21 protein-coding genes are annotated in these 10,231 nt (G+C 54.1%); all 21 read left to right on the top strand.

Going from position 1 to position 10,231, the window contains the following annotated elements:
- Nucleotides 1–48 precede the first annotated feature (48 nt).
- The 21 genes from rplC to secY all read left to right on the top strand — a co-directional run bounded on the left by rplC (nt 49) and on the right by secY (nt 10,219).
- Nucleotides 49–684 carry a 50S ribosomal protein L3 gene (gene rplC, locus RGU44_RS17140; protein WP_219062787.1) on the top strand — a complete coding sequence of 212 codons (636 nt, stop codon included), beginning with the start codon at nt 49–51 and terminating at the stop codon, nt 682–684.
- 12 nt (nt 685–696) lie between these two features.
- Nucleotides 697–1,299 (top strand): 50S ribosomal protein L4, encoded by a 603-nt coding sequence (rplD, locus tag RGU44_RS17135; RefSeq protein WP_219062785.1) that lies wholly within the window; start codon nt 697–699, stop codon nt 1,297–1,299.
- The gene (rplW, locus tag RGU44_RS17130; RefSeq protein ID WP_017129879.1) at nt 1,296–1,595 is read left to right on the top strand and encodes a 50S ribosomal protein L23; all 300 of its coding nucleotides are present in this window, start codon (nt 1,296–1,298) and stop codon (nt 1,593–1,595) included. The genes rplD and rplW overlap by 4 nt, the downstream gene beginning before the upstream one ends.
- 14 nt (nt 1,596–1,609) lie before the next feature.
- Nucleotides 1,610–2,434: a 50S ribosomal protein L2 gene (rplB, locus tag RGU44_RS17125; protein WP_322182370.1), complete on the top strand. Its 825-nt coding sequence runs from the start codon at nt 1,610–1,612 to the stop codon at nt 2,432–2,434.
- 16 nt (nt 2,435–2,450) lie between these two features.
- Nucleotides 2,451–2,726 (top strand): 30S ribosomal protein S19, encoded by a 276-nt coding sequence (rpsS, locus tag RGU44_RS17120; RefSeq protein WP_002555486.1) that lies wholly within the window; start codon nt 2,451–2,453, stop codon nt 2,724–2,726.
- A 13-nt stretch (nt 2,727–2,739) separates the two neighbouring features.
- Entirely contained in the window at nt 2,740–3,072 is a 333-nt protein-coding gene (gene rplV, locus RGU44_RS17115; RefSeq protein ID WP_002555485.1) for a 50S ribosomal protein L22, read from the top strand.
- Nucleotides 3,073–3,085: 13 nt separating this feature from the next.
- The gene (gene rpsC, locus RGU44_RS17110; protein ID WP_003176422.1) at nt 3,086–3,772 is read left to right on the top strand and encodes a 30S ribosomal protein S3; all 687 of its coding nucleotides are present in this window, start codon (nt 3,086–3,088) and stop codon (nt 3,770–3,772) included.
- A gap of 12 nt (nt 3,773–3,784) precedes the next feature.
- Nucleotides 3,785–4,198, top strand: coding sequence for a 50S ribosomal protein L16 (gene rplP / locus RGU44_RS17105; protein WP_095080428.1), 414 nt, complete (start codon nt 3,785–3,787; stop codon nt 4,196–4,198).
- Nucleotides 4,198–4,389, top strand: coding sequence for a 50S ribosomal protein L29 (gene rpmC, locus RGU44_RS17100; RefSeq protein WP_002555481.1), 192 nt, complete (start codon nt 4,198–4,200; stop codon nt 4,387–4,389). The genes rplP and rpmC overlap by 1 nt, the downstream gene beginning before the upstream one ends.
- 2 nt (nt 4,390–4,391) lie before the next feature.
- The gene (gene rpsQ / locus RGU44_RS17095; RefSeq protein WP_003444370.1) at nt 4,392–4,658 is read left to right on the top strand and encodes a 30S ribosomal protein S17; all 267 of its coding nucleotides are present in this window, start codon (nt 4,392–4,394) and stop codon (nt 4,656–4,658) included.
- 23 nt (nt 4,659–4,681) lie between these two features.
- Nucleotides 4,682–5,050: a 50S ribosomal protein L14 gene (gene rplN / locus RGU44_RS17090; protein ID WP_002555479.1), complete on the top strand. Its 369-nt coding sequence runs from the start codon at nt 4,682–4,684 to the stop codon at nt 5,048–5,050.
- Between the two features lie 11 nt (nt 5,051–5,061).
- Entirely contained in the window at nt 5,062–5,376 is a 315-nt protein-coding gene (gene rplX / locus RGU44_RS17085) for a 50S ribosomal protein L24 (protein ID WP_219062783.1), read from the top strand.
- Nucleotides 5,377–5,396: 20 nt separating this feature from the next.
- Complete coding sequence (gene rplE / locus RGU44_RS17080) at nt 5,397–5,936, top strand: 50S ribosomal protein L5 (RefSeq protein WP_219062782.1); 540 nt, start codon at nt 5,397–5,399, stop codon at nt 5,934–5,936.
- 13 nt (nt 5,937–5,949) lie between these two features.
- Nucleotides 5,950–6,255 carry a 30S ribosomal protein S14 gene (rpsN, locus tag RGU44_RS17075; protein ID WP_219062780.1) on the top strand — a complete coding sequence of 102 codons (306 nt, stop codon included), beginning with the start codon at nt 5,950–5,952 and terminating at the stop codon, nt 6,253–6,255.
- Between the two features lie 214 nt (nt 6,256–6,469).
- Nucleotides 6,470–6,862: a 30S ribosomal protein S8 gene (gene rpsH, locus RGU44_RS17070; protein ID WP_065833640.1), complete on the top strand. Its 393-nt coding sequence runs from the start codon at nt 6,470–6,472 to the stop codon at nt 6,860–6,862.
- A 12-nt stretch (nt 6,863–6,874) separates the two neighbouring features.
- Nucleotides 6,875–7,408, top strand: a complete 534-nt coding sequence (gene rplF / locus RGU44_RS17065) for a 50S ribosomal protein L6 (RefSeq protein WP_219062778.1) — start codon at nt 6,875–6,877, stop codon at nt 7,406–7,408.
- 10 nt (nt 7,409–7,418) lie between these two features.
- The gene (gene rplR / locus RGU44_RS17060; protein WP_219062777.1) at nt 7,419–7,769 is read left to right on the top strand and encodes a 50S ribosomal protein L18; all 351 of its coding nucleotides are present in this window, start codon (nt 7,419–7,421) and stop codon (nt 7,767–7,769) included.
- A 3-nt stretch (nt 7,770–7,772) separates the two neighbouring features.
- Complete coding sequence (rpsE, locus tag RGU44_RS17055) at nt 7,773–8,273, top strand: 30S ribosomal protein S5 (RefSeq protein ID WP_003186035.1); 501 nt, start codon at nt 7,773–7,775, stop codon at nt 8,271–8,273.
- Between the two features lie 2 nt (nt 8,274–8,275).
- A complete protein-coding gene (gene rpmD / locus RGU44_RS17050; protein ID WP_003186033.1) occupies nt 8,276–8,452 on the top strand; it encodes a 50S ribosomal protein L30 in 177 nt (58 codons plus the stop codon).
- A gap of 3 nt (nt 8,453–8,455) precedes the next feature.
- Nucleotides 8,456–8,890, top strand: coding sequence for a 50S ribosomal protein L15 (gene rplO / locus RGU44_RS17045; RefSeq protein ID WP_002555470.1), 435 nt, complete (start codon nt 8,456–8,458; stop codon nt 8,888–8,890).
- Nucleotides 8,891–10,219: a preprotein translocase subunit SecY gene (secY, locus tag RGU44_RS17040; protein ID WP_219062775.1), complete on the top strand. Its 1,329-nt coding sequence runs from the start codon at nt 8,891–8,893 to the stop codon at nt 10,217–10,219.
- Nucleotides 10,220–10,231: the final 12 nt, after the last annotated feature.

The following is a 10,231-nucleotide window of genomic DNA, read 5'->3' as shown; positions in this document are numbered from 1 at the left end:
GGGCGGCCATAGCGGGTGAAAGCCCCGTACACTCATGAGGTTTACAACATGACTATTGGTGTAGTCGGTCGTAAATGCGGTATGACCCGTATTTTCACCGAAGAAGGTGTCTCCATTCCGGTTACGGTCATTGAGATCGAGCCGAATCGCGTCACCCAGTTCAAAACCGAAGAAACTGATGGCTATCGTGCAGTGCAAGTCACTGTCGGTGTGCGTCGTGCTTCGCGTGTGACTGCTGCTCAAGCAGGTCACTTCGCAAAAGCGAACGTTGCTGCTGGTCGCGGTGTTTGGGAGTTTCGTCTTGAAGAAGGCGACTACCAGGCTGGCGACGTAATCAATGCAGAAATCTTCGCCGCTGGTCAGATGGTCGATGTGACCGGTCAGTCCAAAGGTAAAGGTTTCCAGGGTACGATCAAACGCCACAATTTCCGTGGCCAAGACAATACTCACGGCAACTCCGTATCCCACCGCGTCCCGGGCTCAATCGGCCAGTGCCAGACTCCTGGTCGTGTATTCAAGGGCAAAAAAATGTCCGGTCATATGGGCGCTGAGCGCGTGACCGTGCAGTCCCTGGAAGTGGTGCGCGTGGACGCTGAACGCAATCTGTTGTTGGTCAAGGGTGCTGTTCCTGGCGCTACTGGCGGCAACCTGGTTGTACGTCCGGCAGCCAAGGCTCGCGGTTAAGGGGAAGCTGACATGCAATTAAATGTAAATGACGCTCAGGCGATCGAAGTTTCCGAACTGACGTTCGGCGGCGAGTTCAACGAGACGCTGGTTCACCAAGCAGTCGTGGCCTACATGGCCGGCGGCCGTCAAGGTAGCAAGGCCCAGAAGACCCGTTCAGACGTTTCCGGTGGCGGTAAGCGCCCATGGCGTCAGAAAGGTACTGGTCGTGCTCGTGCCGGTACTATCCGTAGCCCAATCTGGCGTGGCGGCGGTACCACTTTTGCTGCTCGTCCTCAGGATCACTCCCAGAAACTCAACAAGAAGATGTATCGCGCAGCATTGCGCTCCATCCTTGCTGAGCTGGTACGTACTGATCGTCTGGTCGTGGTTCAGGACTTCGTAGTTGAAGCGCCGAAAACCAAAGACCTGCTGAACAAGCTGAATGGCATGGGTCTGACTGATGTCTTGATCGTGTCTGATGCTGTTGATCAGAACCTGTACCTGGCTGCTCGTAACCTGCCGCACGTTGATGTTCGTGACGTACAGGGTTCCGATCCAGTTAGTCTGATCGCATACGACAAGGTGTTGATCACCGTGTCGGCCGTGAAGAAATTCGAGGAGCTGCTGGGATGAACCAGGAACGCGTATTTAAAGTTCTACTCGGCCCGCACGTTTCCGAGAAGGCTACGGTTCTGGCTGACAAGAAAGGCCAGTTCGTTTTCAAGGTTGCTACTGACGCAACCAAGCTGGAAATCAAGAAGGCCGTCGAAAGCCTGTTCAGCGTGAAAGTAGAGCGTGTTACTACCCTGAATGTTCTGGGTAAGAGCAAACGTACTGCTCGCGGTCTGGGCAAGCGTAATGACTGGAAGAAGGCGATTATTTCCCTTCAACCGGGCCAAGATCTCGATTTCAGCAGCAGTGCTGAGTAAGGAAGGGGTGCATCATGGCAATCGTTAAATGCAAACCGACTTCCCCTGGCCGCCGTTTTGTGGTCAAGGTGGTCAACCAGGAGCTGCATAAAGGCGCTCCTCACGCACCGCTGCTCGAGAAGAAATCGAAGACTGGTGGTCGTAACAACAATGGCCGTATTACCACTCGTCACATCGGTGGTGGTCATAAGCAGCATTATCGTTTGGTCGATTTCCGTCGTAACGACAAAGATGGCATCAGTGCCACCGTTGAGCGTATCGAATACGATCCAAACCGTACTGCTCACATCGCCCTGCTGTTGTACGCAGATGGCGAGCGCCGCTACATTATTGCCCCTAAAGGCATTAGTGCTGGCGACCAGCTGATCGCAGGTGCCTTGGCACCGATCAAGCCGGGCAACGCTCTTCAGTTGCGCAACATTCCAGTGGGTAGCACCGTACACGGCATCGAGTTGAAGCCGGGTAAAGGCGCGCAAATCGCTCGTTCCGCTGGTGCTTCTGCTCAGCTGGTAGCGCGTGATGGTGTCTACGTGACCCTGCGTCTGCGCTCTGGTGAAATGCGTAAAGTATTGGCTGAATGCCGTGCAACGCTTGGCGAAGTCTCGAACTCCGAGCACAGCCTGCGTTCGCTGGGTAAAGCTGGTGCCAAACGCTGGCGTGGCGTTCGCCCAACCGTTCGTGGTGTTGCCATGAACCCGGTTGACCACCCACATGGTGGTGGTGAAGGTCGTACCTCTGGTGGTCGTCATCCGGTATCGCCGTGGGGCTTCCCGACTAAGGGCGCGAAGACTCGTGGTAATAAGCGTACCGACAAAATGATCGTCCGTCGTCGCAAGTAAATAGAGGGATACGACAGTGCCACGTTCTCTGAAAAAAGGTCCTTTTATCGATCTTCACCTACTGAAGAAGATCGAAGTGGCGGCGGAAAAGAATGATCGCAAACCAGTTAAGACCTGGTCGCGCCGTTCTATGATTCTGCCGCAAATGGTCGGTTTGACCATTGCTGTGCATAACGGTCGTCAACATGTCCCAGTTCTTGTGAACGAAGACATGGTCGGCCATAAACTAGGCGAGTTTGCCGGTACCCGCACTTATCGTGGGCACGTGGCAGACAAGAAAGCCAAGCGTTAAGGGGTAAGGAACGATGGAAGTAGCCGCTAAGTTGTCGGGCGCTCGAATCTCCGCCCAGAAAGCCCGCTTGGTCGCCGACCAGATCCGCGGGAAGAAGGTGGGCGAAGCGCTCAACCTGTTGGCTTTCAGCAGTAAGAAAGCCGCCGAGATCCTGAAGAAAGTGCTGGAGTCGGCCGTAGCCAACGCCGAGCATAACGAAGGCGCAGACGTTGATGACCTTAAGGTCTCCACCGTTTTCGTCAACGAAGGGCGTTCGCTGAAGCGAATCATGCCGCGTGCCAAAGGCCGCGCTGATCGCATCGTCAAGCGGTCTTGCCATATCACTGTCAAGGTTGCTGACAAGTAACGGAGTCGAAGAGATGGGTCAGAAAGTACATCCCATTGGCATTCGCCTGGGAATCGTCAAGGAGCACACCTCCGTCTGGTACGCAGACGGTCGGACTTATGCGGACTATTTGTTCGCTGATCTGAAGGTGCGCGAGTATCTCCAAGACAAACTAAAAAGCGCGTCCGTAAGCCGTATCGATATCCATCGTCCGGCTCAGACTGCACGTATCACCATCCACACCGCTCGTCCCGGCATCGTGATCGGCAAGAAAGGTGAAGATGTTGAGAAACTGCGTCAGGACCTGACCAAGCAAATGGGTGTGCCTGTGCACATCAATATCGAAGAGATCCGCAAGCCGGAGCTTGACGGTATGCTGGTTGCGCAGAGCGTAGCTCAGCAGCTGGAGCGTCGCGTAATGTTCCGTCGCGCTATGAAGCGCGCTGTTCAGAACGCCATGCGCATTGGTGCCAAAGGCATCAAAATCCAAGTGAGCGGTCGTCTCGGCGGTGCTGAAATCGCACGTACTGAATGGTATCGCGAGGGTCGTGTGCCACTGCACACCCTGCGTGCTGACATCGACTATGCCAACTACGAAGCTCACACCACTTATGGTGTGATCGGTGTAAAGGTTTGGATCTTCAAAGGCGAAGTAATTGGTGGTCGCCAAGAAGAGCTGAAACCACAAGCACCAGCGCCTCGTAAAAAAGCTGCTAAGTAAGGGGTACGCCAAATGTTGCAACCAAAGCGTACGAAGTTCCGCAAGCAGATGACAGGCCACAACCGTGGCTTGGCTCAGCGCGGTAGCAAAGTCAGCTTCGGCGAATATGCGCTGAAGTCTGTTGCTCGTGGTCGTCTCACCGCTCGTCAGATTGAGTCAGCGCGTCGTGCACTGACCCGTCACGTTAAACGTGGCGGCAAAATCTGGATCCGTGTATTCCCGGACAAACCTGTAACCAAAAAGCCACTCGAAGTTCGGATGGGTAAAGGTAAGGGTAACGTTGAGTACTGGGTTGCCCAGATTCAGCCAGGCAAAGTCCTGTATGAAATCGAGGGTGTTACTGAAGAGCTGGCGCGTGAGGCTTTCGCCCTGGCTGCTGCGAAGCTGCCACTCGCCACCTCCTTTGTTAAACGGACGGTGATGTGATGAAAGCGAATGAACTTCGTGAAAAATCAGCACAGCAGCTGAACGAGCAATTGCTCGGCCTGCTGCGCGACCAGTTCAATCTGCGTATGCAGAAAGCAACTGGCCAGTTGGGGCAGTCTCACCTGCTCTCGCAAGTTAAACGTGACATTGCTCGCGTGAAGACTGTGCTTAACCAGCAGGCAGGTAAGTGATCATGGCTGAAGCCGAAAAAACCGTCCGTACGCTGACTGGCCGTGTTGTCAGCGACAAGATGGACAAGACCATCACCGTTCTGATCGAGCGTCGCGTAAAGCACCCGATCTACGGTAAATATGTTAAGCGTTCGACTAAGCTGCACGCGCACGACGAAACCAATCAGTGCCACATCGGCGACAAAGTCACGATTCGTGAAACTCGTCCGCTGGCCAAGACCAAGTCTTGGGCATTGGTTGATATTCTCGAACGCGCTGTGGAAGTCTAAGGACTAGGGGTCGGAGAAATTATATGATTCAGACTCAATCCATGCTCGATGTGGCCGATAACAGCGGCGCACGCCGCGTTATGTGCATCAAGGTGCTGGGTGGCTCCCATCGTCGTTACGCTGGTATCGGTGACATCATCAAAGTGACCGTCAAGGAAGCAATTCCGCGCGGCAAGGTGAAAAAAGGCCAAGTGATGACTGCAGTAGTAGTCCGCACTCGCCATGGTGTTCGTCGTGCTGACGGCTCCATCATCCGCTTTGACGGCAACGCTGCTGTTCTGTTGAACAACAAGCAAGAGCCGATTGGCACCCGTATCTTTGGGCCAGTGACCCGTGAACTTCGTACTGAGAAGTTCATGAAGATCGTCTCGCTCGCCCCAGAAGTGCTGTAAGGAGATCCGACATGCAAAAGATTCGTCGTGACGACGAGATCATCGTGATCGCCGGCAAAGACAAAGGTAAGCGCGGTAAGGTGCTTAAGGTTCTCGTTGACGACCGTCTGGTCGTTGGTGGGCTCAACCTGGTTAAGCGTCATACCAAGCCTAACCCGGCGTCGGGCGTTCAGGGCGGTATCGTCGAGAAAGAAGCGCCATTACACGCTTCTAACGTCGCCATTTTCAACGGCGCAACCAACAAGGCTGACCGCGTTGGTTTCAAAGTTGAAGACGGCAAGAAAATTCGTGTCTTCAAGTCGACCCAAAAAGCGGTTGATGCTTGAACACTGCTAGGTAGAAGACCATGGCACGACTAAAAGAGATTTACCGGAAGGAAATCGCTCCGAAACTTAAGGAAGAACTTAAGCTTTCGAACGTGATGGAAGTTCCGCGCGTTACAAAGATCACCCTTAACATGGGTCTTGGCGAAGCGGTCGGTGACAAAAAAGTCATCGAGCACGCTGTTGCTGACCTGGAAAAGATCACCGGTCAGAAAGTCGTTGTGACTTACGCTCGGAAATCCATCGCTGGCTTTAAAGTCCGTGAAGGTTGGCCGATCGGCGTTAAAGTCACTCTGCGTCGCGATCGTATGTACGAATTCCTGGATCGTCTGCTGTCGATCTCCCTGCCTCGGGTTCGCGATTTTCGCGGCCTGAATGCCAAGTCCTTCGATGGTCGTGGTAACTACAGCATGGGCGTTAAAGAGCAGATCATTTTCCCGGAAATCGATTACGACAAGATCGATGCTCTTCGCGGTCTGGACATTACCCTGACCACCACTGCTCGTACGGATGACGAGGGTCGCGCATTGCTGCGTGCCTTCAAGTTCCCGTTCCGCAACTGATTGGAGTAGGACAATGGCCAAGATGAGCATGAAAAACCGCGAGCTGAAACGTCAGCTCACGGTTGCCAAGTACGCCAAGAAGCGTGCAGAACTGAAAGCTATCATCGTTGATCTGAACGCAAGTCCAGAAGCACGTTGGGAAGCTCAAGTAGCTCTGCAGAAGCAGCCACGTGACGCAAGCGCTGCGCGCATGCGTAACCGCTGCCGCATCACTGGCCGTCCACACGGCGTCTATCGCAAGTTCGGCCTTGGCCGTAACAAGCTGCGTGAAGCAGCAATGCGTGGCGACGTTCCTGGTCTGGTCAAGGCTAGCTGGTAAGGCGTCCATCTCGTCTCGCACGGGTCAATCTTGTAAAAGATTGGTCTGTGTGAAGCGTGATTTTGAATCAAGCCCCTTTTGGGGCTTGATTCATTTCCGGGGTGTGTCTAGAATGATCGGCTCGCCTGAGCCCGTGCTTTCATTTGCCCGGAGTTTCTCGGCGACAAGCTGTAGCCGCAAGGCTAATTATTTTTGTAACAGGAGCGTCTAGCCCATGAGTATGCAGGACCCGTTAGCGGACATGCTAACTCGTATCCGTAATGCCCAGATGGCTGAAAAGCCCGTCGTAAGCATGCCATCTTCCACGTTGAAGGTAGCTGTAGCCAAAGTCCTCAAGGACGAAGGTTACATTGCGGGTTATCAGATCAGCAGCGAAATCAAACCGCTGCTATCCATCGAGCTGAAGTACTTCGAAGGCCGTCCAGTCATCGAAGAAGTGAAGCGCGTTAGCCGTCCAGGCCTGCGTCAGTACAAGTCCGTCGATGATCTGCCAAAAGTTCGTGGCGGTCTCGGTGTGTCTATCGTCTCCACCAACAAAGGTGTGATGACGGATCGTGCTGCGCGCGCTGCCGGTGTCGGCGGCGAAGTTCTTTGCACAGTGTTCTGAGGGGGGATAAGCATGTCACGCGTAGCTAAGAACCCCGTTAAGTTGCCAGCAGGCGTCGAAGTTAAACTCGTCGGCCAGCAGCTTTCGGTGAAGGGTGCCAAGGGCACTCTAGATCTGAACATCCATTCGTCCATTGAGATTGTTGAAGAAGCTGGTGAGCTGCGTTTCGCTGCTCGCAATGGCGATCAACAGACTCGTGCAATGGCCGGCACCACTCGTGCACTGGTTAACAACATGGTCCAAGGCGTAAGCCAAGGCTTCGAGCGTAAGCTCCAGCTGGTCGGTGTCGGTTATAAAGCGCAAGCAAAAGACAAAGTGCTGTCCCTGGCTCTCGGCTTTTCGCATCCAGTGGAATACGACCTGCCGAATGGCATCACCGCTGAGACTCCCAACCAGACCGATATCTTCATCCGAGGTATCGATAAGCAGTTGGTTGGTCAAGTGGCCGCTGAGATCCGCGACTTCCGCCGTCCTGAGCCGTACAAAGGCAAAGGTGTGCGTTACGCAGACGAAGTCGTCCGCCGTAAAGAAGCCAAGAAGAAGTAGGGCATAGCAAATGACCGTCAAAAAAGTTACCCGACTGCGTCGCGCTCGCAAAGCACGCTTGAAAATGCACGAGCTAGAAGTCGTGCGTCTCTGCGTGTTCCGCTCTTCGCAGCACATTTATGCCCAGGTCATCTCGGCCGACGGCAGCAAAGTCTTGGCGAGCGCCTCGACTTTGGACAAAGAACTGCGTGATGGAGCCACTGGCAACATCGACGCGGCCACTAAGGTTGGCCAGCTGGTCGCTGAGCGTGCGAAAGCCGTAGGCGTCTCGCAAGTGGCTTTTGACCGTTCTGGCTTCAAGTACCACGGCCGCGTCAAGGCGCTGGCTGATGCTGCTCGTGAAGGCGGGCTGGAGTTCTAAGTTATGTCAAATAACGACCAAAAACGCGACGAAGGCTACATTGAGAAGCTGGTTCAAGTGAACCGCGTTGCTAAAACCGTTAAAGGCGGCCGTATCTTCACTTTCACCGCGTTGACCGTGGTGGGTGATGGTAAAGGGCGTGTTGGTTTCGGCCGTGGCAAGTCACGTGAAGTGCCTGCTGCGATCCAGAAAGCAATGGAAGCTGCTCGTCGCAACATGATTCAGGTGGACCTTAACGGTACCACTCTGCAGTACGCAATGAAGTCTGCTCATGGCGCTTCGAAGGTGTACATGCAGCCTGCGTCTGAAGGTACTGGTATCATCGCTGGCGGCGCTATGCGCGCAGTGTTGGAAGTTGCTGGTGTTCAGAACGTACTGGCCAAGTGCTACGGCTCGACTAACCCGGTAAACGTGGTTCACGCCACTTTTAAAGGTTTGAAAGCTATGCAATCTCCTGAATCTATTGCTGCCAAGCGCGGTAAAAGTGTCAAGGAGATCTTCTGATCATGGCTACCGTTAAAGTAACGCTGATCAAAAGCATGACCGGTCGCATCCCTAACCACAAATTGTGCGTTAAGGGTTTGGGTCTGCGTCGCATCGGTCACACTGTAGAAGTGCTAGATACTCCCGAGAATCGCGGGATGATCAACAAGGCTTACTACATGCTGCGAGTCGAGGGTTAATCGATGAAACTCAATGATCTGAGTCCAGCGCCGGGTTCCCGTCGCGAAAAGCATCGTCCGGGCCGTGGTATCGGTAGTGGTTTGGGTAAGACCGGTGGCCGTGGCCACAAAGGTCAGTCCTCCCGCTCCGGTGGCACTATTGCTCCGGGCTTTGAAGGCGGCCAACAGCCGTTGCATCGTCGTCTGCCGAAATTCGGTTTCGTTTCCCTGAAAGCTATGGATCGCGCAGAAGTGCGTTTGTCCGAACTGGCTAAAGTGGAAGGCGACATCGTCACCGTGCAGTCCCTGAAGGATGCCAACGTGATCAACCAAAACGTACAACGTGTGAAAATCATGTTGTCCGGTGAGGTTACTCGCGCTGTCACCATCAAAGGTATCGCAGCCACCAAAGGTGCGCGTGCGGCTATCGAAGCAGCTGGCGGCAAGTTCGAGGAATAAATGGCTAAGCAAGGTGCTCTCTCAGCGCTCAGCAAAGGCGGGTTATCCGAGCTCTGGGCTCGACTGCGTTTTCTACTCCTGGCGATTATCGTCTACCGGATAGGCGCGCACATCCCAGTTCCTGGTATCAACCCGGACCGGCTGGCGGACCTGTTTCGACAGAATGAGGGGACCATTCTTAGCTTGTTCAACATGTTTTCCGGCGGCGCGCTGGAACGGATGAGTATCTTTGCACTGGGGATCATGCCGTACATTTCGGCATCGATCATCATGCAGTTGATGACCGCCGTCAGCCCGCAGTTGGAGCAGTTGAAGAAGGAAGGTGAGGCTGGTCGTCGTAAGATCAGTCAATACACCCGCTATGGCACTGTCGTCCTCGCTCTTGTTCAGGCTATTGGCATGTCCATTGGTCTGGCAGGGCAGGGCGTTGCGTTCACTGGTGACTTTGGCTTCCATTTCGTTGCGGTATCCACGTTTGTGGCTGGCGCGATGTTCATGATGTGGCTGGGTGAGCAGATTACCGAGCGCGGTGTTGGTAACGGTATCTCGATGTTGATTTTTTCGGGTATCGTCGCCGGTCTTCCGAGAGCGATTGGGCAGTCTTTCGAGTCTGCACGTCAGGGTGATATCAACATTTTCGCCTTGGTTGCCATCGGTTTGCTGGCAGTAGCGATTATCGGTTTTGTGGTGTTCATTGAGCGTGGTCAGCGTCGTATTGCCGTTCACTACGCCAAGCGTCAGCAGGGCCGTAAGGTCTTCGCTGCGCAGACTAGCCACTTACCGCTGAAAGTGAATATGGCCGGTGTAATTCCAGCTATTTTCGCGAGCAGCATTTTGCTGTTTCCGGCTTCGTTGGGTGCCTGGTTTGGCCAGTCTGAAGGTATGGGCTGGTTGCAGGACCTCTCGCAGTCGATCGCTCCTGGTCAGCCGTTGAATATTCTGCTGTTTAGTGCAGGGATTATTTTCTTCTGCTTCTTCTATACGGCGTTGATGTTCAATCCGAAAGACGTAGCGGAAAACCTGAAGAAGTCCGGTGCCTTTATTCCGGGCATCCGTCCAGGCGAGCAGTCTGCGCGCTATATTGATGGCGTTCTGACCCGCTTGACCATGTTCGGTGCTCTTTATATGACGGCCGTGTGTCTGCTTCCCCAGTTTCTGGTGGTTGCGGCAAACGTACCGTTCTACCTTGGCGGGACTTCGTTGCTGATCGTCGTAGTGGTTGTGATGGACTTCATGTCCCAAGTACAATCGCACCTCGTTTCGCACCAGTACGAATCCCTGATGAAGAAAGCCAACCTGAAGGGCTACGGTAGCGGCATGCTGCGCTGAAGCACCCATAAG

The organism is Pseudomonas sp. 5C2 (assembly GCF_034314155.1).
Lineage (GTDB): Bacteria > Pseudomonadota > Gammaproteobacteria > Pseudomonadales > Pseudomonadaceae > Aquipseudomonas.
This window is presented reverse-complemented; position numbering and strand designations above follow the sequence as displayed.

What these genes read in the sequence shown, in the direction of transcription:
- secY (WP_219062775.1), top strand. Translation starts at nt 8,891, where the DNA reads ATGGCTAAGCAAGGTGCTCTCTCAGCGCTCAGCAAAGGCGGGTTATCC.
- rpmD (WP_003186033.1), top strand. Translation starts at nt 8,276, where the DNA reads ATGGCTACCGTTAAAGTAACGCTGATCAAAAGCATGACCGGTCGCATC.
- rpsQ (WP_003444370.1), top strand. Translation starts at nt 4,392, where the DNA reads ATGGCTGAAGCCGAAAAAACCGTCCGTACGCTGACTGGCCGTGTTGTC.
- rplN (WP_002555479.1), top strand. Translation starts at nt 4,682, where the DNA reads ATGATTCAGACTCAATCCATGCTCGATGTGGCCGATAACAGCGGCGCA.
- rplR (WP_219062777.1), top strand. Translation starts at nt 7,419, where the DNA reads ATGACCGTCAAAAAAGTTACCCGACTGCGTCGCGCTCGCAAAGCACGC.
- rpmC (WP_002555481.1), top strand. Translation starts at nt 4,198, where the DNA reads ATGAAAGCGAATGAACTTCGTGAAAAATCAGCACAGCAGCTGAACGAG.
- rplE (WP_219062782.1), top strand. Translation starts at nt 5,397, where the DNA reads ATGGCACGACTAAAAGAGATTTACCGGAAGGAAATCGCTCCGAAACTT.
- rplD (WP_219062785.1), top strand. Translation starts at nt 697, where the DNA reads ATGCAATTAAATGTAAATGACGCTCAGGCGATCGAAGTTTCCGAACTG.
- rplW (WP_017129879.1), top strand. Translation starts at nt 1,296, where the DNA reads ATGAACCAGGAACGCGTATTTAAAGTTCTACTCGGCCCGCACGTTTCC.
- rplV (WP_002555485.1), top strand. Translation starts at nt 2,740, where the DNA reads ATGGAAGTAGCCGCTAAGTTGTCGGGCGCTCGAATCTCCGCCCAGAAA.
- rplB (WP_322182370.1), top strand. Translation starts at nt 1,610, where the DNA reads ATGGCAATCGTTAAATGCAAACCGACTTCCCCTGGCCGCCGTTTTGTG.
- rplF (WP_219062778.1), top strand. Translation starts at nt 6,875, where the DNA reads ATGTCACGCGTAGCTAAGAACCCCGTTAAGTTGCCAGCAGGCGTCGAA.
- rpsH (WP_065833640.1), top strand. Translation starts at nt 6,470, where the DNA reads ATGAGTATGCAGGACCCGTTAGCGGACATGCTAACTCGTATCCGTAAT.
- rplO (WP_002555470.1), top strand. Translation starts at nt 8,456, where the DNA reads ATGAAACTCAATGATCTGAGTCCAGCGCCGGGTTCCCGTCGCGAAAAG.
- rpsC (WP_003176422.1), top strand. Translation starts at nt 3,086, where the DNA reads ATGGGTCAGAAAGTACATCCCATTGGCATTCGCCTGGGAATCGTCAAG.
- rplC (WP_219062787.1), top strand. Translation starts at nt 49, where the DNA reads ATGACTATTGGTGTAGTCGGTCGTAAATGCGGTATGACCCGTATTTTC.
- rplP (WP_095080428.1), top strand. Translation starts at nt 3,785, where the DNA reads ATGTTGCAACCAAAGCGTACGAAGTTCCGCAAGCAGATGACAGGCCAC.
- rpsE (WP_003186035.1), top strand. Translation starts at nt 7,773, where the DNA reads ATGTCAAATAACGACCAAAAACGCGACGAAGGCTACATTGAGAAGCTG.
- rpsN (WP_219062780.1), top strand. Translation starts at nt 5,950, where the DNA reads ATGGCCAAGATGAGCATGAAAAACCGCGAGCTGAAACGTCAGCTCACG.
- rplX (WP_219062783.1), top strand. Translation starts at nt 5,062, where the DNA reads ATGCAAAAGATTCGTCGTGACGACGAGATCATCGTGATCGCCGGCAAA.